The following is a 23,266-nucleotide window of genomic DNA, read 5'->3' as shown; positions in this document are numbered from 1 at the left end:
CCGCTAGTCACGTACCAGCCAGTCGCCGGCGCTGCGCTCCAGGTGCCGCGTCAGGGCCTGCAAGGCGGCGCCGCCATTGCGCCAGTGATGCCAGAACAGCGGCACGTCCACCCAGAGCCCCGGCGCCAGGTCGACCAGGGCGCCACTGGCGCGGGCGGCAGCGCTCTGGATGTCCGGCAGTAGGCCCCAGCCGATGCCGCTCAGGGTCATCTGCAGGAAGCCTTCGGCGGAGGGACAGAGGTGGTAGTCGAAGGGATCGGTGATGCCCAGCTGCTCCAGGTAGCGGTGCTGCAGCCGGTCGTCCGGGCCGAAGACGATGGCCGGTGCCCGCGCCAGCGCCAGCGCCAGCGCCCGGGGGTCCGGCAGGCGGGCCAGTTGCCGAGCACGGAATTCCGGACTGGCCAGGGCCCGATAGCGCATGGCACCCAGGGCGCTGACCCGGGCGCCGGCCAGGGGCTGGCCACTGGCGCAGAGACAGGCCGCCACTTCGCCCGCTCTCATGCGCCTGAGCACCACGTCCTGGTCTTCCACCACCAGATCCAGCAGCACCCCTTGCGCCCTGACCCAGGGGCCGACCGCCAGCGGCCACCAGTTGGCCAGGCTGTCGGCATTGAGGGCGATGCGTAGCCGTTGCGGCGCCTCTTCGGCCAGTCCCGGTACCTCGCTGCCCAGGTCCGCCTCCAGCAGTCGCACCTGCTGGATATGCCGCAGCAGGCGCAATCCCGGCGCGGTGGGCTGGGGTGGCGTCTCCCGGACCAGCACCGCCTGGCCGACCCGGGCTTCGAGCAGCTTGATGCGTTGGGAGACGGCCGACTGCGACAGCCCCAGCCGCCGGGCGGCCCGTTCGAAACCGCCCTCTTCCACCACGACGGCCAAGGCCTCGAGCAATTTGTAGTCGATCATCGATTTGGCTAATGCTGCATAAGGAATATTGGTTTTTCTTATACCCTCGAACCCGGCAAGGTGGCAGCCATTCCACGACGGCAAGGCACCTTCACCTAATGAATAGCTACTTCACCGGCCTCTTGACCATGGCCAGCCTGATCATGGCGCTGGGCGCGCAGAACACCTACCTGCTGGCCCAGGGACTGCGTCGCGAGCACCACCTGGCCATCGCCGCCTTCTGCCTGACCTGCGACGTGATCCTGGTAGCCGCAGGTGTGCTGGGCCTGGCCGCGCTGATCCAGCACAGTCCGTTGCTGGTGGTGATACTGCGCTGGGGCGGCGGCGCCTTCCTGCTCTGGTACGGCGCCCAGGCCTTGCGCCGGGCCTGGCGGCCAGCCGCCCTGGGCAGCCTGGAAGCCGTGAGTCCGCGTAGCCGGCGCCAGGCGCTGCTGGCCGCGGCGGCGGTCTCCCTGCTCAATCCCCACGTCTACCTGGACACGGTATTGCTGGTGGGTTCGCTGGGCAGCCAGCAGACGGCGCCCCTGGCCTATGTGTTCGGTGCCGCCACCGCCTCCCTGCTGTGGTTCTTCGGCCTCGCCCTGGGCGCTGCCTGGGCCGCACCCTACCTGGCACGCCCCCGGGTGTGGCGGTTGATCGATCTGCTGGTGGCCCTGGTGATGTTCGCCGTGGCTGCGCAGTTGCTGCTCTCCGCCTGAGACTGGCCTTGACCGCGCGGGAGCCCTAAGCTGCGACTCTGCTTTCCGTATCGAGATCCGTCATGCCCTTTGCCCGCTCGCTCCGTAGTCAGAGCCTGCTGCTTTTCGGCGGCAGCCTGCTGCTGATGCTGCTGATCGCCCTGGCCGGCTTCGCCCTGCTCTCCCGCGAGTTGAATCGCTACCAGAGCCTGGTGGAGGGCCCCTTGGAACGTCTGGTGGAGATCGACGACACCCACCTGGCCTTCAAGATTCAGGTACAGGAATGGAAGAACCTGCTGCTGCGCGGCAGCGATCCGGACACCGCCGAACGCTACTGGCAGGCGTTCCTGACCCAGGAGAAAGAGGTCGACCAGCGCTTGCAACGCCTGGCTGCCAGCGTCGACGAAGATCTGCGGCCGCGCCTGACGGCCCTGCGTGCCCAACATGCCCGGCTGGGCGAGCGCTATCGCGCCGGCCGCGCGGCCTACCTGGCCAATGGCCGCGATCCGCAACGGGGCGATGCCGAGGTCCGCGGGATCGACCGGGAGACCGCCGAAGGCTTCGCCACCCTGGTGGCCGAGTTGCACGGCCGCACCGCCGCCCAGGTCGCCACCATCCGTGCCGAAGCCCAGCGCGACATCCTGCTCGGTGGCCTGGCGCTGTTGCTCTGTGGCGGCGGCCTGCTGTTCCTGGGCGTGCGTCTGGTGGAGCGGCGACTGGTCGATCCATTGGTAGCCTGCGCCCGGCAACTGGGCCAACTGGCCCGTGGGCGTTTCGGCGAACGCCTGCCGGTCGGGCGGGACGACGAGCTGGGCCGCCTGACCCAGAGTACCAACCTGTTGCGCGACGCTGCCGTGCAGCACACCCACGACCTGCGCCATCAGGCCGCCGAAGTCGAAGCCCTGAGCGCCCTGCTGGCCGCCCAGCTGCTGACCGAACCCGGCCAGCCACCGCGGAACCTCGACACTCAGATGCTGAAGGACGTCAGTCGGCGCCTGGCCGATGTCGCCCGGGATCTGCAGGACGCCGCCACCCAGCGCCAGGATTGACGCCGAGCTACAGGGCCGGCGGCACCTCGCGCCACTCACCCGGTGCCAGGTCGTCGAGTGTCCAGGGCCCGATCCGCACCCGTACCAGACGTAGCGTCGGCAAACCTACCGCCGCCGTCATCCGTCGCACCTGGCGATTGCGCCCTTCGCGGATGGTCAATTCCAGCCAGGCGGTCGGCACGCTCTTGCGAAAGCGCACCGGCGGATCACGCTCCCAGAGCGCGGGTGCCCCGGCCAACAGCCGTGCCTCGGCGGGCAGGGTCGGACCATCGTTAAGCTCCACGCCCTGGCGCAGCCGTTGCAGTTGCTCTTCGGTAGGCGTGCCTTCCACCTGGGCCCAGTAGGTCTTGGGTAGCTTGTGCTTGGGATCGGCGATGCGCGCCTGCAACTGGCCATCGTTGGTCAGCAGCAGCAGGCCCTCGCTGTCGCGATCGAGCCGGCCAGCAGGATAGACGCCCGGCACTGCGACGAAGGCCTTCAGGGTCGCGCGGCCATCGGCGTCGGCGAACTGGGTCAGCACATCGAAGGGCTTGTTGAGCAGCAGCAACCGCGGCGTGGCCGGCGGCGCCTTGGCCTGGCGACGGGGCCGGGGGCCGGCAGCGGAGCGGGGATTTCGCGACATGGGGATCTAAGGGGTAAGCTGGGTCGTTGAGTCTAATCCTCCGAGGTCCCATGCGCATCTTTCGTCCGCTGTGGCTGATCCATCTGCTCACCCTGGCCGGTTGCGCCTCCTCCGCCTATGAAGGCCCGTGCACCGACCATTTCGATGGCGAGCGCTTCGTCAATCTCGCGCCCCGCGAGGACAAGAGCCTCTGGACGCTGCTCAAGTGGCAGTTCACCCGGACGCGCCCCCAATGGACCTGGCAAGACGGGCCTACCGTGCCGACGCGACCGGAAGCCCGCGTCGAGGGCGGTGAGTTGCGAGTGACCTTCGTCAACCACGCCACTCTGCTGATCCAGTACCAGGGCCTGAACATCCTCACCGATCCAGTCTGGTCGGAACGGGTCAGTCCTTTCAGCTTCATCGGTCCGAAACGCTATCACGCCCCCGGTGTGGCGCTGGACGACCTGCCCCCGCTGGACCTCATCTTCGTCAGCCACAGCCACTACGATCATATGGACCTGGCGACCCTGAGACGCCTGGCCGAGCGCGCGCCCCTGACGCCGGTGGTGACGCCGCTGGGCAATGCCGAATTGATCCGCCGCGAGACCGGCTTCGTCATGGTGACGGAACTGGACTGGTGGCAGAGCCTGCCGCTCAAGGACGCTATCCGCCTGCACCTGGTGCCGGCGCAACACTGGTCGGCGCGCAGCCGTTTCGACACCAACCGCCGGCTATGGAGCGGCTTCGTGCTGGAGGCGCCAACGGGACCGGTCTACTTCGCCGGTGATACCGGCTGGGGCCCGCACTTCGCCCAGATCCGCGAGCGGCTGGGCGCGCCCCGCTTTGCCGCCCTGCCCATCGGCGCCTACGAACCGCGCTGGTTCATGAAGGACAGCCACCTCAATCCAGACGATGCCGTGCGGGCGCACCAGGCCCTTGGCGCCGCGAGCAGTCTGGGTATTCACTTCGGCACCTTTCCGCTGAGCGACGAGGAGCAATTCGCCCCGCCTCGCGATCTGGCCAATGCCCGGGCACTGCACGGATTGGCGGACGCCAGCTTTCGCACCTTGGCGCCGGGCGAGGCCTGGTCGGTGCCCTGAGGTCGCGTTGCCGAGAACGCCTGGCTCTTCCGCTTCGGTGTCAGACGCCGCCTTTCGTCGTTCCCATCAGCGGCGGTAGCGATGAGCCGCTCAGCCAATCCAGCAGAGTGGCTCTCATGCCGATCCCCAGCTGCTGGTCATAGATCATCCAGGCACCTGTGACCAGAATGGCCCAGAGAATGCTGAACAGCGAACCGACCAGGAAGTATTCGGCGAAGTCCTGCTGATCCAACTCCTTGAAGCGGGCCACGGTCTTCAGCGCGATCACCGCGGCCAGGATTTCCCAGCTGTTGCTCAGCAGGCCCGCTGCCAGTAGCAGGCGCTCGAGCCAGCCGATGAGCCGCCCTGCCGAGTAGGCACTGGCCGTAGCTGAACCGGCCACCTGGGGTCGCTTCAAGCCGATGAGCAATGTGCGACAGAGGACGTTGCCCAGCACGGTGAGCAAGAAGAGCGCACAGCCCGTGTAAACCAAGGCATGCAGCCCAAGCAGCAACCCGGTCATCTTGCGTCCCCTCGACCATCCAGAGCGGCCAGCACCTCCAGCATGGCGTTCCACTGATGAACGTAGGCATCGAAGTGGCCGGAGGTTCTTATCTTGTAGATGCTCTTGACCGACACCCGACGCTGCTCGGCCAGCGCCGCGACGGCCTGCCCCCCCAGCAACGCCGCTATATCGCTCAATTGACGTTGGGTCCAGCCACTTTCGATCACCGTCAGGCCAACCCCTAGCGCCTCGAGGGCCGTTTCCAATAGCGGCTCTTTCGACAACGAAAAACCATAGCGGGAAATCGCTGGCTTCTCATTGAGCTTGTGCCGGGCGCGACTCAAGCCGGGGCCCATCATGTTCCAGGCCTGCTCCCTATTCACCGCCGTCTCTATCTCGACCAGCCCCAGCACGAAACGACAGTCGATAGCGCGTTGCAACAGGTCCAGGCGCATAGCACGCAACAATCTGGCCGCGGCATCCAGGGAGGTCAGCAGCCCTTGGAATTCATCCCCCAGCGTGATGGTGAGCGGCGAGGCCAAGTCTGCAGCGTAGTGGCGATTGTGCTGCGCCACGGACTCATTGAAGGCCCGGTGCAACGTAGCGACATCGGCGGCGCCCTCGCTGTGCACCAAGTCCCCCATCAGCACCGCGAATGTCTGAGCTTTTTTCACCTGCTTTTGGTTCCTTTCCGCCAATACAACCAAAAATGGGCGAATAACTTTTTTTCACCCGTAAACGGTAGAATACCTGCAGTTTGACGGCTCTCTTGGCGAAAAGAAAGACGAGGGCTTTTCCCGCCATCCCGCTATCCTTAGAACCTGTTCACGATCTCGCGAGCTAGCGCCAAACAAGGCCTAGGCGGCCCCACGAAAACACCTGAGGAAGCGGACCGGGCTTGCGCGCGAGCTTACGAGTGGTAAATGAGCATTGCGACGGGGCCACCTAGGTGGTGGCTGGCCTTCCAAGGCATTTTCAACGCCGTTTGGCCGACGCGCAGCAGATCATGAACAGGTTCTTACAGCTAGGCGCCATACGCAGGTGCTCACTCGACCAAGCCTTTGTCCCACAGCCGCACCAGCTCGCTGGGGGCGCGGTCCTCGGGAATCAGCAGGGTCAGTTCGTCTTCCTGCTCGGCAGGTTCCGGTCGGAAACGCAGCTCCACCTTGAAGTAGCGCTGGTCACCGCGTCCGACCTGGGTCGGCTCGCCGGACTCCGGCAGGCAACGTTCCAGTACCGAGCAGATGCGCCCGCGTTGGGCACTGTCGTACTGGCCGAATTCGATCTCCCGCGGCTTGCTCAGCGCATGCAGGGGCGCGAAGCCCCCCTGTCGCGAGAGCCGCACCACGGTGTCCTTGCCCAGGGGGGGTAGTTCGCGCATCGCGGTACTCCTTGCGTTAGCTAAGGGTGACACCCACGCCAGCCCAGGCCTCTTCGACCGCCTGCACCTCGGCCGACTCGGCACCGAAGCGGCGCCCGGCGTTGGAGACGGTCAAGCGGGCGAAGGCGGCGAAGTCCGCATCGTTGGCCAGGCGACTGTCGCAGAGGGTGTCATACCAGATCGGTCCGGCCTTTTCCCAGGCATGGCCACCCAGGGCCAGCGCGGCAAGGTAAAAGGCCCGATTGGGAATACCCGAGTTGAGATGGACACCGCCATTGTCTTCCCGGGTCTCGATGTAGTCACGCATATGGCCGGGCTGGGGGTCCTTGCCCAGGGTCGGGTCATCGTAGGCCGTTCCCGGCTCGGCCATCGATCTCAGGCCCTTGCCGTTGATCCGCTCGGTGAGCAGCCCGGTGCCGATGATCCAGTCCGCCTCGGCGGCCGTCTGCTTGAGCTGGTACTGCTTGACCAGGATGCCGAAGACATCGGAGACCGATTCGTTGAGCGCGCCGGACTGGTTGAAGTACACCAGCCCCGCTTCGCTCTCGGTGACGCCATGCACCAGTTCGTGGGCGATGACGTCCAGGGCGATGGTGAACCTGTTGAAGATCTCGCCGTCGCCGTCGCCGAACACCATCTGCTCGCCGTTCCAGAAGGCGTTCTGGTAGTCCTGGCCATAGTGGACGGTGCCGGCCAAGGGCAGGCCCTGACCGTCGATGGAATTGCGGCCGAATACGTCATTGAAGAATGTGAAGGTGGCGCCCAGGTAGTCGTAGGCTTCGTCCACCGCCACATCGCTGACGGCTGCCTGCCCCTCCTGACGTACCAGGCGCCCCGGCAGCTGCATGGCGTTGCCGGCATCGAAGATGCTGCGTTGCGGACTGGCATCATCGGTCCGCGGCAGGGAGCCAACCGGTGCCTGGCGTACCCCGGGCCGGCCGGGATTGTGCAACAGGCTCTGGACATGGCTCAGGGTGGTCAGCGCGCAGGAGCGCTGGTGCTCGTCGCCATGATCGATGATGCGGCCAAGAATATAGGGGGGAATCACCCCCTGGATGGTGCCCTGGTTGCGAGACATGCGCGCCCTCCTCCTATGGGGACAGCGTCCCCGGTCACCGCTGCGTGCGGCCTCTACTGCTTGGACCGCAAAACCACCAGACGACTCCCGCCTCTTCACCCCGGCGCAGGCTTCTGGTACAAAGGCACCCCACGCGGGCGTCGTATAATGGCATTACCTGAGCTTCCCAAGCTCATGACGAGGGTTCGATTCCCTTCGCCCGCTCCAGATTTTATGCGGCTTTCAGCGGTGAGAGCCAGTCGCCAGGCAAGCTGGTGACAGTTTTGGTGACAGTTGCCGTCCAGCGCCGCACCGACCTCTACCCACCCTCCTCCCGGCCAATAGCCCCTTTTCAGCGCCGGGCCAGGGGCTGGCGTTACCGCCGTTACCCACCTTTCGAAAGCCTCTGTACGCCTTGGCCGACCTGGCTTTCGGCCGTTTTTCGTGGCTGTTCCCTGGCCGTTATCCAGGGTTCTTAAGTAACAAAATGGACTGTTACCCAAGATTCTTCAGAACCCCTCTGGCAAGCGGCTTCGCGTCTGAAGAACGGTCGCGGTAACGCAGGCGGAACGCGCCGACGGCAAGGTCTGGACGCCAGGCCAGACGCGGCCTGTAGCCCAAACCGACGCGGCGGCGGAACGCGGGTAACGGCAGGCGTACCCCCTACCCGTACAGGATTCCCCCAGGCATGCAAAAGCCCCTGGCAGCTCGCGCTGTCAGGGGCTTTTGCATTGCGGCTCAGGCGGCGGCGATTCGCTCGACCGCCGGCTGTTCGGCTTGCTCGGCCTGCCACTGGTCGTAGGCGGCCTGCATCGACAGCCAGAAACGGGCAGTGGACAGGCCGGCGCGCTCCAGACGCACGGCGAGATCGGCACGAATCGGCTTGCGGCCGTGCACCACGCCGGACAGGTAGACGCGACTGAAGTGCAATCGGCGCGCGGCCTCGGCGATCTTGATCGGGGTCTCCTCGAGCACCGTTTCCAGAACGGCGCCGGGATGCGGGGGACTGTGCATGGCCATGGGGCCTCCTGTTCAGTGGTAGTCGAGATAGTCGAGCAATTCGGTATCGGCGCCGTCGAAGCGAAAGATCACCCGCCAGTTGCCGCTGACGGACAACGACCAGTAGCCGGCCAGGTTGCCCTTGAGCGGATGCAGGCGGAATCCGGGCATGTCGATCTCCTCCGGCGCCGCGGCCTGATCCAGTACCCCCAGCACCAGGCTCAGCCGCCTCGCGTGGGCCGCCTGGATGCCCCGGGTGCTACCGGTCTCGAAGAAGGCTTTCAGGCCCTTGTGCTTGAAGGTCTTGATCATCGGCAAAGTGTAATCTTTTGGTTTACACCCAGCAATACCTCTCGTCCCTCTGCTTGTCACCTACCCGCCTACAACTCCCACGCGTTGCCGCGTCGCGGTGGTCGTTCGACCATGACCAGGACTACCTCTATGCCGACGAGACCCCGGCAGGGTCGACCCAACTCCAACTTGTCCTTTCTCCCGCCCGAACCGGCCGCGTCCCGAGGAGCTGCGCTGATGACCACCGTTCTGCGTACCCAGCAAGGCGACACCCTCGACCTCGTCTGCCTGCGGCACTACGGCTACACCCGCGGCGTCACCGAGGCCGCTCTCGACCACAACCCAGGCCTCGCCGAATTCGGCCCGGTCCTGCCCATCGGCACCCCCGTCACCCTGCCAGATGTCCCCACCACGGCCACCGCCGGCACCGCCGCGCAACAGCCGGTGAACCTCTGGGATTGATCCCATGCGCGAGAAACCCGACATGCCCGACCGCCCCGATACCTGGGCCTTCCTGATCGCCTGGTTCCAGGACCACTGGCCTTCCTTCTATGCCGGCCTGATCGGCACGGGAATCGCCGCCCTGCGGGTCGCCTACGGTGGCGGCAGCTGGCGCCAGATGCTGCTGGAGGCACCGCTGTGCGGCCTGATCACCGTCAGCGCCTGTGGCGGCTTCGAACTGTTCAACCTGTCCAGCACCACGGCGCCGTTCTTCGGCGGGATCATCGGCCTGCTCGGCGTCGAAGGCGTACGCAAGCTGGCCGATCGCTACCTCGACCGCAAGGTGGATATGCAATGAGCGCGCCCCTGCGCCAGGGCGACCAGGGCCAGGCGGTCTGCGACCTGCAGGCTGCCCTGCGGGCCCAGGGTCTCGACCTGGACACGACGGGCGCCTTCGACGCAGCGACCCTGGCCGCCGTACAGGCCTTCCAGCGGCGTGCCGGCCTGCCGGCGGACGGCCTCGCCGGTCCGCGCACCCTGGCGGCCCTGGCCGGCCCCACGGATTCCCGCCAGCTCGCCCCAACCGATCTGCAGCGCGCCGCCAGCACCCTGGCCGTGCCCCTGGCCGCTATCCAGGCGGTCACCGAGGTCGAATCCCGCGGCAGCGGCTTCCTCGACGACGGCCGCCCGGTGATCCTCTTCGAACGCCATGTCTTCTACGCCCGCCTGGTGGAACGTCGCGGCCGCGCCACGGCCGAGCTGCTGGCCCAGGACTATCCCACCCTGGTCAATCCACAACCCGGTGGCTACGGTAACGGCGCCAGCGAATGGCAACGGCTCACCCTGGCCCGCCAGCTCGACGAGAACCTGGCCCTGGAGTCGGCCAGCTGGGGCCTGTTCCAGATCATGGGCTACCACTGGCAGACCCTGGACTACGCCGATATCCAGGACTTCGTCGCCCGGATGACGAGCGGCGCGGCCGCGCACCTGGAGGCCTTCGTGCGCTTCCTGCACGCCCAACCCGGGCTGCTGCAGAGCCTGCGCGCCGGCAAATGGGCGGACTTCGCCCGTGGCTACAACGGGCCCGGCTATGCCCGCAATCTCTACGACATCAAGCTGGCGCGCGCCTTCGCCCGCTACCAGGCGGAGTCCGCTCGATGAGCCACGACCCGCAGCGCCCCAATCGTGATGGCGACGTCTTCATCCTGCCGGCCGGTGCGTCCCTGGAGGACGCCGAACGCCTGGCCGAGGCCATCCAGCGCACCAGTCCGGGGGTCAAGGCCATCGTGGTGGTCGGCGATCCCCGCCACTTGGATCGCGCGGCGCTCGACCACGCCGGCTGGCGACCGCTATGAACGGGCTGGCGGCACGGCTGCTCGGTGCCCTGGCGCTGCTGATCGGCTGCGTCCTGCTCAGCCTGTGGCTGCATGCGCAGCAGTTGCGCCTGCAACTGGCCGGCGCCGAGCTCGACAGCGCCCGCCAGGCCGCTGGCACGGCCCAGGCCGAACTGCGCCAGCTGCAGCAGGTGCTGGACCAGCAACGCACCGCCCAACGCCAACTCCAGACCACCCAACACGACCTGCGCCGCGAGCTGGATCTCCGCCGGCGCCGGTTGCAGGAGCTCGAAGATGAAAACCGCGATCTCAAGGCCTGGGCTGCTCAGCCTCTGCCTGCTGCAGCTCGCCGGCTGCGCCAGCGCCCCACCCTCGACGGTGCCGGTGCTTACCGTGACTGGCTGTCCACTGGTGACGCCCTGCCAGCTACCGGCCACGGCGCCGCGCAGTAACGGCGACTTGCTCGCCGACGCCGACACCTTGGAGGCAGCGTGGGCCGACTGCGCCGCCCAGGTCGACCAGATCTACACCCTGCAGCAGGCCCACCATGAACAAACCCGCTAGTCTTCGCGCCCAGCTGCTCGCCAGCATCCCGGAACTGCACGACAACCCCGACCGCCTGGCGCTCACCGTCACCCAGGGCCGGCTGCACTGCACCGGCGCCACCAGCCTGTCCTGGGAGTACGCCTACCAGCTGCGCCTGAGCCTCAGCGACTTCGCCGGCGACGTCGACCTGGTGCTCCTGGCACTGCTGCTCTGGGTACGGGACAACCAGTCCGACCTGCTGGTCAATCTCGACCAAGCCGCCCAGGGCATCGGTTTCGAGCTGACCGCGACCGGCCTGACCCTGCTGCTGCCGCTCACCGAAAGAGTGGTGACCGAGCGCCAGGCGGACGGCTCCTACCAACTGAGCCGCCCCGCCGAGCCACACTACAGCCCCTACCTGGACGCCGGTACCTGGCAGCTGTCCACGGCGGATGGCGACCTCAGCCAATGGCAGTCCAGCGCCGCTGGGGATGCCGTGGCGCTGGCCATGCCGCATCCCAAGCGCAGCCAGGGCTGAGGCGATTGCTGGTCGTCGTCGCGACGTCGACCGGCGCCCGGGCGCGCAACGTCGCCCTGCTGGCCAGCATCAAGTATTGAAGGAGTGCCCATGGACAAGCTCGTCTATCAACTCGACCATGCCGGCTTATATCTGGGCGAGACCGTCGCCGACGCCTCGCCGCTCGATCCCGGCGTCTATCTCCTGCCGGCGCGTTGCGTGGAAACGCCGCCGCCCCCCCGTTGGGAGGACAGCCAGTGGCCGCGCTGGAACGGCAGCGCCTGGCACCTGGTCAACCGGCCCAAGGCCTTCGCGGCCGGGGACCCGCTCGACAAGCTCAAGGCCTTCCTGGCGGCCAACCCGGACGTCGCCCGGCTGATCGGCACCGCCTGAGCTTGTCGGCCACGTGCCGACAACGCCCACTAGCTGCGTGGCGCCCGGGCGAGCGCCATGCTGGCGGCATGAACGAATTCGCCGCGCTCTCCCGCCTCCTCGAGAACCTGATCCGCCTCGGCACCATCGCCGCGGTGGATCACGGCAGTCTCACCGAACCACGCGCCGCCCGCGTCCGCGTGCAGAGCGGTGAATTGCTGACCGGCTGGCTGCCCTGGCTGACCCTGCGCGCCGGCAGCAGCCGCGAGTGGGATCCGCCGACCCTGGGCGAGCAGGTCGTGCTGCTCAGCCCCAGCGGCCAGACCCCCCAGGGCATCGTCCTCTGCGGCCTGTTCAGCCAGTCGCTGCCAGCCAATGGTGATCGCGCGGACCTGCATCGACGCACTTACCCCGACGGCGCCGTCATCGAGTACGACAGCCAAGCCCATCGCCTCAGCGCCGTGCTGCCCGAAGGCGGGGTCACCCAGCTGACCAGTACCGGGGGCATCACCATCGTCGGCCCCATCACCCACCAGGGCGACTACACCCAGACCGGCAACCAGCATGTCACCGGCAAGGTGACCGTGAGCCAGGACGTGGTGGCAGCCGGCATCAGCCTGGTCAAGCACACCCACGGCGGCGTCCAGAGCGGCGGCAGCCAGACAGGAGCACCCGCATGAATCGCAACACCGGCCAGGCCCTGGGCGACCTCGAGCACCTGCAGCAATCGGTCACCGACATCCTCACCACGCCGATCGGCAGCCGCCTGATGCGGCGCGACTACGGCTGCGACCTGTTCCGCCTCCTCGACCAGCCGCTCAACGCCGCCCTCGGCCTGCAGGCCAAGGCGGTCGCGGTGATCGCCCTGCTGCGCTGGGAGCCGCGCCTCAACCTCACCCATATCGATCTGGTCCAGGGCGAGCGCCCCGGCCAGGCCTTCATCGAGCTGGAGGGCTACAGCACCGTCAACGACGCGGCCGTCAGCCTGCGCGCCCCGCTGCTCCTCGGGGGCCTGTCATGACCACCTTCACTCCCATCGACCTGAGCCAACTGCCGGCGCCGAGCGTGGTCGAGCCACTGGACTTCGAAAGCCTCCTGCAGGCGCGCAAGGAGCGATTGGTCAGCCTCTGGCCCGCGGCCGAGCAGGCCACCCTGCGCGCCCGCCTGGCGCTGGAATCCGAGCCGTTGACCAAGCTGCTCGAGGAAAACACCTATCGCGAACTGCTGCTGCGCCAGCGCGTCAACGAGGCAGCCCAGGGCACCATGCTGGCCAAGGCCCGTGGCAGTGACCTGGAGCAGATCGCCGCGGGCGTCAACCTGACGCGCCTGGTGGTCACCCCCGCCAACCCCAGCGCCGTACCGCCTACCGCCGCCGTGCTGGAAACGGACGACGCCCTGCGCGAGCGGGTGCAGATGGCCTGGGAAGGCCTCAGCGTGGCCGGGCCGCGCAATGCCTACATCCTGCATGCGCGCAACGCCAGCGGTCAGGTGGCCGACGCCAGCGCCACCAGCCCCAGCCCCGCCGTGGTGACCGTTACCGTGCAGAGCCTGGACGGCGACGGCAGCGCCTCGGCCGAGTTGCTGTCCACCGTCAGCCAGGCCCTCAATGACGAAGACGTGCGCCCGGTGGGTGATCGCCTGATCGTGCAGTCCGCGCAGATACTTACCTACCAGGTCAAGGCCGTGCTGCACCTGGCCAATACCGGTGCCGAGGGCGAAGTCATCCTGGCTACGGCTCGCCAGCAGTTGGCCGCCTATGTGAATCAGCGCCGCCGTCTCGGCGTGCGGGTGTCGCGCTCCGGTATCGACGCCGCGCTGCACGTGGCTGGCGTGGCCTGGGTGGAGCTGCAGGACTGGCAGGACCTGACCCCCACCGAAGCCCAGGCGGCCTACTGCACCGCTACCAGCGTCACCCTGGGCGCCTGACCATGAGCAACCGGCTACCGCCCAACAGCACCCAATTGGAACGTCTCGCCGCCGAGGCCCTGGCCGGCATCGGCGAGGTACCGGTTCCACTGCGCGACCTGGCCGATCCCGACCGCTGCCCCGAGGAATTGTTGCCCTACCTCGCCTGGGCCCGCTCGGTGGACCGCTGGGACAGCACCTGGAGCCCGGAGACCAAGCGCCAAGTCATCAAGTCGGCGTACTTCGTCCACGCCCACAAGGGCACCATCGGCGCCCTGCGCCGGGTGGTGGAACCCCTGGGCTACCTGATCCGTGTCCGCGAGTGGTGGCAGGAGAGCCCGACCGGCACTCCAGGCACCTTCCGCCTGGACGTCGGCGTGCTCGACAGCGGCATCACCGAGACCATGTACGACGCCATGAGCCTGCTGATCGACGATGCCCGCCCGATCGGCCGGCACCTGGTCGGCCTGGCCATCAGCCTGGAAACCCGCGGTGTCGCCAACCTCGGCATCGCGACTTACCAGGGCGAGATCCTCAGCGTCTACGCCTACCAACCCGACGCCATCGTCGTCAGCGGCCAGGCCCTGCTCGGCGCCGGCAGCACCCACATCCTCGACACCCTGAGCATCTATCCATGAGCCAGACCTACTACGCTATCCTCACGGCCATCGGCGAGGCCAAGCTGGCCAACGCCGCCGCGCTCAACACCACCTTGAAAATCGCCAAGATGGCGGTCGGCGATGGCGGTGGCGCGGTGCCCACGCCCACGCGCACCCAGACGGCCCTGGCCGGCGAGTGGTACCGCGCCGGCCTCAATACCCTGAGCGTCGATCCCAACAACAGCAGCCAGATCATTGCCGAACTGGTCATCCCCGAGGCCAGCGGCGGCAACTGGATCCGCGAGATGGGCCTGTACGACGGCGACGGCAACCTGATCGCCGTGGCCAATACCCCACCCAGCTACAAGCCGCAGCTAGCCGAAGGCTCCGGCCGCACCCAGGTGCTACGCATGATCCTGGTGGTCAGCAGCACCAGCTCCGTGGAATTGAAGATCGATCCCAGCGTCATCCTGGCCACCCGGCAATACGTCGACGACGCCATCACCGTGGCGGTCAACCGCCTGGACAACAAGCAGTCGGTGCGGGTGGCCACCACGGCGAACCTGGCCCTGTCCGGCACGTCCACGGTCGACGGCATCGCCCTGGCCGTGGGTGATCGCATCCTGGTGAAGAACCAAGACACCGCCAGCCAGAACGGCCTCTATCTGGTCGCGCCCGGTACCTGGAATCGTGTTCAGGATGCCGACGCCAATAGTGAGGTCACCCCGGGCCTGACCGTCTACGTCGAGCAAGGCACCGCCCAGGCCGATACCCTCTGGAAGCTGGTCACCGATGCGCCCATTTCCTTGGGGACCACGGCGCTGAACTTCGCTGACATTACCAGTGGCTACGCGCCGCTCAAGTCGCCGACCTTCACCGGCGATCCCAAGGCGCCAACGCCGCCGCGCTTCGACAACGACACTAGTCTTTCCACCACCGAGTACGTCAAGGCAAAGGGCCTTGAGTTCTCAGCGATTAAGGACATCGACGCAGTCGGCGCGACCCTGGTAGCTGATGATGTCGGCAAGGTCATTCGGATCAACCTGCCGGCGACCGGCGCCGTGGTGCTGCCTGCTCTGTCCGCGCTGCCGGTGGGGGCTGCGCTGCTGCTCAAGAACACCTCCACTTCGACCCTGGTAGTGGTTACGCCCGCAGCTGGCGAGACCTTGTCACAGGCGTTAACGCTGCCCCCGCTGTGCTCGGCTTTGCTGGTTGCTCGCCCTGAAACGCAGGGATGGATGGTGCTCGGCGGTGCCGCTGAGGCGTTCGCGGCTGTCAGCTCGAACGTTATCGGTCAGCTGGGATTGCGAAACCGGCTGATCAATCCGTCGTTCTACTACTGGCACAGAGGCGCGACCCGGACGCTTTCGGGCCAAGGCCTCTACATCGCTGATCGATTCATCGCGAACAGCGGTAGCGGCGTATGTACCGTCGCTGGTCGAGTGCATGGTGCGGGTTCTGGTCTTGGCATTAGCTATCTCAACTGGCAGCAAACGACCGCTAGCAGCAACTCGCCATCCCTGACGCAGCGGGTAGAGTCGGTGCGAACGCTGGAAGGCAAAAAAGCGACCTTTTCGCTTTCTGGGTCGGCGTCTGTCGCTCTGAACTGCACCGTCATTCTTCGCCAATACTTCGGAAGTGGCGGAAGCCCCAGCGCCACGGTCGATACCGTAGTTGGCAGCATCACCCTGCAAAATGTCGGTCGTCAGTCAATCACGTTCGATGTCCCTTCTATCAATGGAAAGACTATCGGGACGAATACCGACGACTTCCTCGAAATATTGTTGCTCATGCCGTCCGGCGCCACTTTTACCTTCAATACCTGGGATTGGCAGCTCGAAGAGGGAGCCATTGCGACGCCGTTTGAGATAAGGCCACTAGCGCTGGAGCTCATGCTTTGCCAGCGCTACTGCGAAGCCGGCTATTACCTGCTGGAAGGCTACTGCACCAGCGGCGGTGGCGCCGGCATCAGCTATTGGGTCGAGTTCAAGGTCCCGAAGCGGGCTATTCCGACCGTCACGCTGTCGGCTACGGCCGGCGTGAACATGGGCGCACATGCCGTCCAGGGTGCGAGTTCTATCGGCTTCCAGCCTCGAGCCGCTGCAAACAGCGCAGCGCAATCCTACATCTCCGGCAACTACCTGGCCGAAGCCGAACTCTGAGGGCGAACACCATGACCAATCCCCTATACAAACTGGCCACCGGCGGCGTGATTCGCCTGAGCGATGGCGCCTTCATTCCGCAGGACCAGGCGAATCGCGACTTCCGTGCCTACCAGGAATGGATCACAGCAGGCGGGACTGCTGCCCCGGAGTACTCTCTGGAGCAGCTCAAAGCAATTGCCCTGGCCAACCTGGATACCAGCTGCGCTGCCAGCATCACCGAAGGCTTCACCTCCACCGCCCTCGGCACCGCCTACGGCTATCCCTCCAACGCTACCGCCCAGAGCAACCTGCAGGCTTCCGTGCTGGCCTCACTCATTCCCGGCCTGGCCGAGGACTGGACCACCCCCTTCTGGTGCCAGGACGCCACCGGCACCTGGGCCTACCGCCCGCACACCGCTGCCCAGATCCAGCGCGTGGGCACCGATGGCAAGGACGCCATCAATGCCTGCATCGCCCGGAAGATCCAGCTCGAAGAGCAACTGGCCAAGGCCACCACCGTCGCCGAGGTCGAAGCCACCACCTGGACGCCACCGCAGTGATCCGCCTGGCCCTGTACAAGGCGCCGGGCGACACCTACGACCGCCTCATCCGCGCCTGGACCCGCAGCCCCTACTCACACTGTGAGCTGGTGCTACCGGACGGCCGTTTCGTCACCAGCTCGCCGCGGGACGACGGCGTGCGCGCCAAGGTGATCGACCAGGACCCAGCGGTCTGGGACTTCCTGCCCCTGCCCTGGATCCAGGCCGCTCACGTCGAGCAGCTGCTCGAGCAAGAAACCGGCGCCGGCTACGACTGGCTCGGCATCCTCGGCAGCCAGGTGCTCCCCGCCGGCATCCAGAGCCGGTCGCGCTGGTTCTGCTCCGAGTTCTGCGCCCAGACCCTGGGCCTGCCGCTGCCCCAGCGCTACAGCCCCGGCCAGTTGGCCGAGGCCGTGCGCTGGGCGTCGAGTCTGCGCCCGATCTTGTAACGGCGCCCGCTACAACTCCCACCCCGCGCCCCCTACGCGCGAATCCGCCAGCCTGTGCAGCGTAATCCTTCCCAGCGCCTCCCACATGACTGATCCAACAACGCCCTGGCGCCCGTCCTCCTTCGGGCGTCGCCGCCACCAACCTCACCCCATCCGCGCTCTAGAAGAGCGGGAGCGTGCGTCTGGCACCTCCCGTTTGCCCCATATCAGCGGAGTCCACCCATGATCGACCTCTCCCAACTCCCCCCGCCTACCGTGGTCGAGACCCTCGACTACGAGACGCTACTGGCCCAGCGCAAGGCGCGTCTACTCGCCCTCTGGCCGGCGGCCGAGCAGGCAGCCCTGGCCGACCGGCTAGCTCTGGAATCCGAGCCGCTGACCAAGCTGCTCGAGGAGAACACCTACCGCGAGCTGCTGCTGCGCCAGCGTATCAACGAAGGCGCCAAGGCCACGCTGTTGGCCTATGCGATCGGCGCCGACCTGGAGAACCTGGCAGCTTGGTATGGCGTCACGCGGGCGCTAGTGACCCCGGCCGACCCTGATGCCAAGCCACCCCGCGCAGCCGTCTACGAAAGCGACGAACGCCTGCGCCAGCGCACCCAGCTGGCCTTGGAAGGCTTCACCACCGCCGGCTCGCGTAACGCCTACCGCTACCACGCCCTGTCCGCCTCGCCTCAGGTCAAGGACGTGGCCATCCTGCGGCCGCTCCAGGGCATGGTTCGGGTGGTGGTGCTCGCGGCCGCGGGCGACGGCGCTCCCGACGCGGCCCTGCTGGCTCAGGTCGCGGCCGCCCTGGATGATGAAGACGTACGCCCGCTGTGCGACACCGTCGAGGTCAGCGCCGCCGCGGTCCTCTCCTACCAGGTCAAGGCCACCCTGCAGCTCTATCCCGGCCCCGAGCTGACCGTGGTCCGGCAGAACGCCCTGGCAAAGGCCGAGGCCTATGTCACCGAGCGCCATGCCCTGGGCAAGGATGTCACCCGCTCCGGCCTGTTCGCCGCCCTGCACCAGAGCGGCGTGCACAACGTGCGCCTGGTCAGCCCGGCCAGCGACCTCGCCGTGACCGCCGAGCAGGCGGCCTATTGCAGCGCCATCAGCCTGACCACGGAGGTTGCCGATGATGCCTGAGTCGCTGCTGCCACCCAACCGCACCCGTCTCGAAACGGCCCTGGCCGAGGCCAACGCCGACCTCGCGGCGCTGCCGGTGCCACTGCGTGACCTCTGGAATCCCTGGCAATGCCCGGCCGGCCTGCTGCCCTGGCTGGCCTGGGCAGTCTCGGTGGACGACTGGGACGCCAACTGGGGAGAGGACAGGAAGCGCCAGGTGATCGCCGACTCGGTGCGTATCCATCGCCACAAGGGCACCCGCGGCGCGGTGCGCCGGGCACTGGCCAACCTGCTCGGCAACCAGGACTTCACCCTGCTCGAAGGTGCCCAGGGCGGTCACTACGACGCCAGCTACCTCTACGACGGCGAACGTTTCCACGGCCATGCCGAGCACTGGGCCCAGTACCGGCTGTACGTCAAGCAACCCATCAGCGTCGCCCAAGCGGCGCTGATCCGCAGCACCCTGGCCGACGTGGCCCCGGCGCGCTGCGAACTGCTGTCTCTCAACTTCACCGCCGCGCTCAACGACCACAGCGGCACCTTCCTCTACGACGCAAGCTATACCTATGGAGTCGCCTGATGGCCAATCTCACCGAACAAAACCAGTACGAAGACGGGATCTACCAGATCGAAAAAAGCGACCCGGTGGTCGGCGGTGCGGACGGCATCTCCAACCGCCAGGCCAACCAGTTGGCCAACCGCACCCGCTGGCTCAAGGCACGCCTGGATGGCCTGCTCGACTCGCCAGCGCTGACCGGCAAGCCCACCGCCCCTCGTCCAGCGCCGGGTACCACCAGCGACCAGCTGCAGACCGCGGCTGGCGTCCTGGCCCAATTGGCGGCCTTCGGTGTGGGTACCGAGTCGGTGAGTGGCCTCAATCTGGACCTCAACCAGGCCGGGCTCGGTATCACCGTTCGCTACGAGGGCACCCAGAGCAAGGCCGTCGCCCAGAACTACCCGCGCGTTACCGGCAGCGACTCCGCACTGGTCGCCTTCGACGTCATCACCCATGGCTCGGCCACCCGCACCGTGCAGCTGGCCACCGAAATCTTCGGCACCTCCGGTACCCGGGCACGTTCCTTCATGCGCGTCCGGCACGACAGCACCTGGTTCGATTGGCGCGAGCTGGCGATGGCCGACACCCTGGCCAAGGTCGCCACCGGCGGTCGCTTCGCCGATCTACCGACTGAAATTGCCCACTGGCTAGCTGGAAAGTCAGCAGCCAAGGGCCTGAAGGTCGTCTACCTGCAAAACCAGGAAGAAACCGGAAACGTGGCACTGGAAATGGCGAATAGCGGTGGCTACACCGTTTGCTCGCTGCAGGCCGTTCAGGACGGTAATGGTGGCTGGGCCCATTGGCTTTCCTACACCCCTCCAGGTGAGGCGACGAAGGACAGACGAGTCGGTTGGCTGGGGATCTCTACCGGCGGGGAGGTAAAGATCGGCAGCGCAACACTGCCGGCCGGCCGTACCGGTCAGCTACTGAGCAGCGAAGGCGACCAGAGCGTCAATGGCACCAAGCGCTTCAGCGGCGAGGTCCAGACGACCAACTCGAACAGTTGGCGCCATGTAAACGGCGACTACGGCTACTTCTGGCGCCACGATGGCGCCGCCCTCTACCTGCTGCTCACCGCCAAGGGTGATGCCTATGGCAGCTGGAACGATCTACGTCCCTTCGCGGTGAATCTGACTACCGGCCGGGTAGCCATATCTTCCGGGCTCGAGACCCTGACCCCAATTACCAACGACAGCTCGAACAACGCGGCCAACACCGCCTGGGTCCAAACCGAGATGGCGCGGAAAAAGGCGATGTACCGCTTCCAGAACTCTGGCACCTGGACCTGTCCAGCCGGTGTGACCAAGGTCTGGATCTCGGGTTGTGGCGGTGGTGGCGGCGGCGGCGGTGCCGCTGGATACGATGGGAACAACGTGTCCGGGACCGGTGCCGGCGCAGGTGGCGGCGCGGGTAATTCCGTGGTCCGCACCCCCATTGATGTCGTTCCTGGAACGTCCTACGCCATCACGATTGGCGGCGGCGGCTCAGGTGGCCTGACGGGAGCCGTCGCGTCGACTGGTGGCCAGGGCACGGCTGGCGGATCTACGGCCTTCGGCAACCTGCTCACCCTCGCGGGTGGTGCTTCTGGCGCGCCTGGCAATGTCAGCTACGGGGCTGGCGGAATCGCGACCGGCATAGGCGCCACCTCTGGCGGCGATGGTCAAACCGTCAACAAAGGTGGCAATGGCGGCTCGGGTGGCAGTGGTCCGTTTGGCACGGGCGGCGGGGGCGGTCGTGCCGGCAACGCCAACGGCCAGCCAGGTGGCAATGCCGCTGGTTTTGGCACGGGCGGCGGCGGTGGTGGCGGTGGCTACGCCGGAACATCCGGTACGGGTGGCGCCGGCGGCGCCGGCATGCCGGGACTTCTGATAATCGAACATTGAGAGAATTACCATGCGCTACGCACATTTCGACCCGATAAGCCGCGCCATCCTCGGCTGGCTGGATACCGAGGCCTTCAGCTATCCCGAGCTTCCACCACAGGAACAATTGATAGAGGTGTCCGACACCGACTGGGACCTCAGGACCGGCGACTGCTGGTATCTGGATACCGGCGATCTGGTAACCCAGGCCCCTGCGGTTGACCCCTTGCTCGAACTCCAGGGGCAGATGCGGGTATGGCGAGACAACCAGCTGACCGTGACCGACCGCCTGGTCAACCGCCATCGCGACGAGGTGGATCTCGGCGGGGACAAAACGCTTTCTCCCGAGAGTTACCAGGAACTGCTGATCTATCGTGACGCCTTGCGCAACTGGCCAGCGACGCCGGGCTTTCCACAGGCTGACCAGCCCGCGCCGCCCGTCTGGCTCTACCGCTAGCCCACCCCGTATCGACAAGCCCCCGCCCGCGGGGGCTTTTTCATTTCTGCGCCAAATCACCCTTTCACCCTGGCGCCTTGTATCCCCAGCGCCCACAACCCCCCCACCACGACAGGCGCCAGGGATTGCGCCAGCCTGTGCAACGTCACCTCACCATCCGCGCAGGCAAACCCTCATGGCTGACTATCATCACGGCGTCCGTGTCCTCGAGATCAACGAAGGCACCCGCTCCATTTCCACCGTTTCCACCGCGGTCATCGGCATGGTCTGCACCGCCAGCGACGCCGACGCCACCGCCTTCCCGCTGGACACGCCCGTCCTGCTGACCAACGTCCAGGCCGCCGTCGCCAAGGCCGGCACCAAGGGCACCCTGGCGGCCTCGCTACAGGCGATCGCCGACCAGGCCCAACCGCTCGTGGTGGTGGTGCGGGTCGCCGACGGCGCCAACGCCGCCGAACTGACCAGCAACATCATCGGTGGTGCCGCCAATGGCAAGTACACCGGCATGAAGGCCCTGCTGGCCGCCAAGGCCCAGCTCGGCGTCACCCCGCGCATCCTCGGCGTGCCCGGCCTGGACACCCTGGAAGTGACCACCGCCCTGGTGGCCATCGCCAAGCAGCTGCGCGGCTTCGTCTACGCCAGCTGCAACGACTGCGCCACCAAGGAAGACGCGGTCACCTACCGCGGCAAGTTCGGCGCCCGCGAGCTGATGCTGCACTGGCCCGACTTCCTGGCCTGGTCCACCGTCGACGACAAGACCGTGACCGCCAACGCCACTGCCCGCGCCCTGGGCCTGCGGGCCCAGCTGGACCAGAGCACCGGCTGGCACAAGACCCTGTCCAACGTGGCCGTCGACGGCGTCACCGGCATCAGCAAGGACGTGTTCTGGGATCTGCAGAACACCGCCACCGACAGCGACTACTTGAACAGCAAGGAAGTCACCACCCTGATCAACCACGACGGCTACCGCTTCTGGGGCTCGCGCACCACCAGCGCCGATCCGCTGTTCGCCTTCGAGAACTACACCCGTACCGCCCAGGTGCTGGCCGACACCATGGCCGAGGCGCACTTCTGGGCCAACGACCGGCCCATGCACCCGAGCCTGGTGCGCGACATCGTCGAAGGCATCAACGCCAAGTTCCGCGAGCTGACCCGCCAGGGCTACCTGCTGGGCGGCGAGTGCTGGTACGACGCCGAGGCCAACGAGAAAGAGTCGCTCAAGGCCGGCAAGCTGTTCCTCGACTACGACTACACCCCAGTGCCGCCGCTGGAAGACCTCACCCTGCGCCAGCGCATCACCGACCGCTTCCTGGTCGACTTCGCCGCCCGCGTCAACGCCTGAACCTGATCCGGCGCGCCCCCTGGGCGCGCCTCTGGAGAGCATCCCATGGCCCTGCCCCGCACCCTCAAGAACCTCAACCTGTTCAACGACGGCAACAGCTACCTCGGCGTTGCCAAGTCCTGCACCCTGCCCAAGCTGGCGCGCAAGATGGAAGCCTTCCGCGGCGCCGGCATGAGCGGCCCGGTCAAGGCCGACATGGGCCTCAGCGATGACGGTATCCAGCTGGAATGGACCCTCGGCGGCCTGGACCTGACGGCGCTCAAGCAATTCGGCGCGGTCGGCGCCGACGCCGTGCCGCTGCGCTTCGCCGGTGCCTACCAGCAGGACGACAGCGGCGACGTCACCGCCGTGGAGATCGTCGTGCGCGGTCGCCACGAATCCATCGAGATGGGCGAAGCCAGTGCCGGCGGTACCACCGAGCACAAGATCACCACCACCTGCAGCTACTACAAGCTGACGGTGGATGGCGTCACCGTCATCGAGATCGACCTGATGGCCTTCATCGAGAAGGTCGACGGCAAGGATCGTCTGGCCCAGCAACGCGCCGCCCTCGGTATCTGACCCCTCCCGGG

The 23,266-nt window shown here is 66.7% G+C and carries 31 protein-coding genes, 1 tRNA gene and 1 pseudogene; 25 read left to right on the top strand and 8 right to left on the bottom strand.

Annotated features, from left to right (window positions below):
- Window positions 1-3 precede the first annotated feature (3 nt).
- Window positions 4-903 (bottom strand): LysR family transcriptional regulator ArgP, encoded by a 900-nt coding sequence (locus RND78_RS18150; protein WP_312730923.1) that lies wholly within the window; start codon window positions 901-903, stop codon window positions 4-6.
- Between the two features lie 98 nt (window positions 904-1,001).
- Between RND78_RS18150 and RND78_RS18145 the strand changes: the two genes are divergently transcribed.
- Together RND78_RS18145 and RND78_RS18140 are read left to right on the top strand one after the other, a co-directional pair.
- A complete protein-coding gene (locus RND78_RS18145; protein ID WP_312730920.1) occupies window positions 1,002-1,601 on the top strand; it encodes a LysE/ArgO family amino acid transporter in 600 nt (199 codons plus the stop codon).
- Between the two features lie 62 nt (window positions 1,602-1,663).
- The gene (locus RND78_RS18140; RefSeq protein ID WP_312730919.1) at window positions 1,664-2,629 is read left to right on the top strand and encodes a HAMP domain-containing protein; all 966 of its coding nucleotides are present in this window, start codon (window positions 1,664-1,666) and stop codon (window positions 2,627-2,629) included.
- A gap of 7 nt (window positions 2,630-2,636) precedes the next feature.
- Here RND78_RS18140 and RND78_RS18135 read toward each other — a convergent pair whose 3' ends face one another.
- Entirely contained in the window at window positions 2,637-3,251 is a 615-nt protein-coding gene (locus RND78_RS18135) for a pseudouridine synthase (protein ID WP_312730916.1), read from the bottom strand.
- Between the two features lie 50 nt (window positions 3,252-3,301).
- On the opposite strand from RND78_RS18135, the gene RND78_RS18130 reads away from it, so the two are divergent.
- Window positions 3,302-4,333 carry an MBL fold metallo-hydrolase gene (locus RND78_RS18130; RefSeq protein WP_312730913.1) on the top strand — a complete coding sequence of 344 codons (1,032 nt, stop codon included), beginning with the start codon at window positions 3,302-3,304 and terminating at the stop codon, window positions 4,331-4,333.
- Between the two features lie 40 nt (window positions 4,334-4,373).
- On the opposite strand, the gene RND78_RS18125 is transcribed toward RND78_RS18130, so the two are convergent.
- The 4 genes from RND78_RS18125 to RND78_RS18110 form a co-directional block, all read right to left on the bottom strand.
- Window positions 4,374-4,835 carry a hypothetical protein gene (locus RND78_RS18125; protein ID WP_312730910.1) on the bottom strand — a complete coding sequence of 154 codons (462 nt, stop codon included), beginning with the start codon at window positions 4,833-4,835 and terminating at the stop codon, window positions 4,374-4,376.
- Window positions 4,832-5,491: a SatD family protein gene (locus tag RND78_RS18120; protein WP_312730909.1), complete on the bottom strand. Its 660-nt coding sequence runs from the start codon at window positions 5,489-5,491 to the stop codon at window positions 4,832-4,834. The genes RND78_RS18125 and RND78_RS18120 overlap by 4 nt, the downstream gene beginning before the upstream one ends.
- A 371-nt stretch (window positions 5,492-5,862) precedes the next feature.
- Entirely contained in the window at window positions 5,863-6,198 is a 336-nt protein-coding gene (locus tag RND78_RS18115; RefSeq protein ID WP_312730908.1) for a protealysin inhibitor emfourin, read from the bottom strand.
- 16 nt (window positions 6,199-6,214) lie between these two features.
- Entirely contained in the window at window positions 6,215-7,276 is a 1,062-nt protein-coding gene (locus tag RND78_RS18110; RefSeq protein WP_312730906.1) for a M4 family metallopeptidase, read from the bottom strand.
- 133 nt (window positions 7,277-7,409) lie between these two features.
- Between RND78_RS18110 and RND78_RS18105 the strand changes: the two genes are divergently transcribed.
- Window positions 7,410-7,483: transfer RNA gene (locus tag RND78_RS18105), tRNA-Gly, on the top strand.
- A 510-nt stretch (window positions 7,484-7,993) separates the two neighbouring features.
- On the opposite strand, the gene RND78_RS18100 is transcribed toward RND78_RS18105, so the two are convergent.
- Both RND78_RS18100 and RND78_RS18095 read right to left on the bottom strand, forming a co-directional pair.
- The gene (locus RND78_RS18100; protein ID WP_312730904.1) at window positions 7,994-8,275 is read right to left on the bottom strand and encodes a HigA family addiction module antitoxin; all 282 of its coding nucleotides are present in this window, start codon (window positions 8,273-8,275) and stop codon (window positions 7,994-7,996) included.
- Between the two features lie 12 nt (window positions 8,276-8,287).
- A complete protein-coding gene (locus RND78_RS18095; RefSeq protein ID WP_312730902.1) occupies window positions 8,288-8,566 on the bottom strand; it encodes a type II toxin-antitoxin system RelE/ParE family toxin in 279 nt (92 codons plus the stop codon).
- A gap of 216 nt (window positions 8,567-8,782) precedes the next feature.
- Here RND78_RS18095 and RND78_RS18090 point away from each other — a divergent pair, with 216 nt between their 5' ends.
- From RND78_RS18090 to RND78_RS17990, 21 genes and pseudogenes are all read left to right on the top strand, one after another.
- Entirely contained in the window at window positions 8,783-9,007 is a 225-nt protein-coding gene (locus RND78_RS18090; protein ID WP_312730900.1) for a tail protein X, read from the top strand.
- Between the two features lie 22 nt (window positions 9,008-9,029).
- On the top strand, window positions 9,030-9,344 hold the full coding sequence (locus RND78_RS18085) for a phage holin, lambda family (RefSeq protein ID WP_312731064.1): 315 nt from the start codon (window positions 9,030-9,032) through the stop codon (window positions 9,342-9,344).
- Complete coding sequence (locus tag RND78_RS18080) at window positions 9,341-10,147, top strand: N-acetylmuramidase family protein (RefSeq protein ID WP_312730897.1); 807 nt, start codon at window positions 9,341-9,343, stop codon at window positions 10,145-10,147. The genes RND78_RS18085 and RND78_RS18080 overlap by 4 nt, the downstream gene beginning before the upstream one ends.
- Window positions 10,144-10,341 (top strand): hypothetical protein, encoded by a 198-nt coding sequence (locus RND78_RS18075; protein ID WP_312730894.1) that lies wholly within the window; start codon window positions 10,144-10,146, stop codon window positions 10,339-10,341. Before RND78_RS18080 ends, RND78_RS18075 begins: the two co-directional genes overlap by 4 nt.
- Window positions 10,338-10,694 (top strand): annotated as a pseudogene (locus RND78_RS18070) (LysB family phage lysis regulatory protein); the annotation flags it as partial. The gene RND78_RS18075 and the pseudogene RND78_RS18070, both read left to right, overlap by 4 nt.
- The gene (lysC, locus tag RND78_RS18065) at window positions 10,615-10,884 is read left to right on the top strand and encodes an Rz1-like lysis system protein LysC (protein ID WP_312730892.1); all 270 of its coding nucleotides are present in this window, start codon (window positions 10,615-10,617) and stop codon (window positions 10,882-10,884) included. The pseudogene RND78_RS18070 and the gene lysC, both read left to right, overlap by 80 nt.
- Entirely contained in the window at window positions 10,868-11,383 is a 516-nt protein-coding gene (locus tag RND78_RS18060) for a phage tail protein (protein WP_312730889.1), read from the top strand. Before lysC ends, RND78_RS18060 begins: the two co-directional genes overlap by 17 nt.
- A 90-nt stretch (window positions 11,384-11,473) precedes the next feature.
- On the top strand, window positions 11,474-11,755 hold the full coding sequence (locus RND78_RS18055; RefSeq protein ID WP_312730887.1) for a phage tail protein: 282 nt from the start codon (window positions 11,474-11,476) through the stop codon (window positions 11,753-11,755).
- Window positions 11,756-11,823: 68 nt separating this feature from the next.
- The gene (locus RND78_RS18050) at window positions 11,824-12,414 is read left to right on the top strand and encodes a phage baseplate assembly protein V (protein WP_312730884.1); all 591 of its coding nucleotides are present in this window, start codon (window positions 11,824-11,826) and stop codon (window positions 12,412-12,414) included.
- Window positions 12,411-12,755 (top strand): GPW/gp25 family protein, encoded by a 345-nt coding sequence (locus tag RND78_RS18045; protein WP_312730881.1) that lies wholly within the window; start codon window positions 12,411-12,413, stop codon window positions 12,753-12,755. The genes RND78_RS18050 and RND78_RS18045 overlap by 4 nt, the downstream gene beginning before the upstream one ends.
- The gene (locus RND78_RS18040) at window positions 12,752-13,660 is read left to right on the top strand and encodes a baseplate J/gp47 family protein (RefSeq protein WP_312730879.1); all 909 of its coding nucleotides are present in this window, start codon (window positions 12,752-12,754) and stop codon (window positions 13,658-13,660) included. Before RND78_RS18045 ends, RND78_RS18040 begins: the two co-directional genes overlap by 4 nt.
- A gap of 2 nt (window positions 13,661-13,662) precedes the next feature.
- Complete coding sequence (locus tag RND78_RS18035; RefSeq protein WP_312730877.1) at window positions 13,663-14,277, top strand: phage tail protein I; 615 nt, start codon at window positions 13,663-13,665, stop codon at window positions 14,275-14,277.
- Complete coding sequence (locus tag RND78_RS18030) at window positions 14,274-16,400, top strand: phage tail protein (RefSeq protein WP_312730875.1); 2,127 nt, start codon at window positions 14,274-14,276, stop codon at window positions 16,398-16,400. Before RND78_RS18035 ends, RND78_RS18030 begins: the two co-directional genes overlap by 4 nt.
- An 11-nt stretch (window positions 16,401-16,411) precedes the next feature.
- On the top strand, window positions 16,412-16,942 hold the full coding sequence (locus RND78_RS18025) for a hypothetical protein (RefSeq protein ID WP_312730872.1): 531 nt from the start codon (window positions 16,412-16,414) through the stop codon (window positions 16,940-16,942).
- Window positions 16,939-17,370, top strand: a complete 432-nt coding sequence (locus RND78_RS18020; protein WP_312730870.1) for a hypothetical protein — start codon at window positions 16,939-16,941, stop codon at window positions 17,368-17,370. Before RND78_RS18025 ends, RND78_RS18020 begins: the two co-directional genes overlap by 4 nt.
- A gap of 222 nt (window positions 17,371-17,592) precedes the next feature.
- The gene (locus RND78_RS18015) at window positions 17,593-18,498 is read left to right on the top strand and encodes a baseplate J/gp47 family protein (RefSeq protein WP_312730867.1); all 906 of its coding nucleotides are present in this window, start codon (window positions 17,593-17,595) and stop codon (window positions 18,496-18,498) included.
- Complete coding sequence (locus RND78_RS18010; protein ID WP_312730864.1) at window positions 18,488-19,057, top strand: phage tail protein I; 570 nt, start codon at window positions 18,488-18,490, stop codon at window positions 19,055-19,057. The genes RND78_RS18015 and RND78_RS18010 overlap by 11 nt, the downstream gene beginning before the upstream one ends.
- Window positions 19,057-20,916, top strand: coding sequence for a hypothetical protein (locus RND78_RS18005; RefSeq protein ID WP_312730861.1), 1,860 nt, complete (start codon window positions 19,057-19,059; stop codon window positions 20,914-20,916). Before RND78_RS18010 ends, RND78_RS18005 begins: the two co-directional genes overlap by 1 nt.
- Before the next feature lie 10 nt (window positions 20,917-20,926).
- Window positions 20,927-21,352, top strand: a complete 426-nt coding sequence (locus RND78_RS18000; RefSeq protein ID WP_312730859.1) for a phage tail assembly chaperone — start codon at window positions 20,927-20,929, stop codon at window positions 21,350-21,352.
- Between the two features lie 175 nt (window positions 21,353-21,527).
- Window positions 21,528-22,694: a phage tail sheath protein gene (locus RND78_RS17995; protein WP_312730857.1), complete on the top strand. Its 1,167-nt coding sequence runs from the start codon at window positions 21,528-21,530 to the stop codon at window positions 22,692-22,694.
- A 45-nt stretch (window positions 22,695-22,739) separates the two neighbouring features.
- Complete coding sequence (locus tag RND78_RS17990; protein WP_312730855.1) at window positions 22,740-23,255, top strand: phage major tail tube protein; 516 nt, start codon at window positions 22,740-22,742, stop codon at window positions 23,253-23,255.
- The last annotated feature ends 11 nt before the right edge of the window (window positions 23,256-23,266 follow it).

The sequence above is a fragment of the Pseudomonas oryzihabitans genome (assembly GCF_032027545.1).
Taxonomy (GTDB): domain Bacteria; phylum Pseudomonadota; class Gammaproteobacteria; order Pseudomonadales; family Pseudomonadaceae; genus Chryseomonas; species Chryseomonas oryzihabitans_F.
Note: the sequence above shows the minus strand (reverse complement) of the source record. Positions and strands in the feature narration are given on the sequence as shown.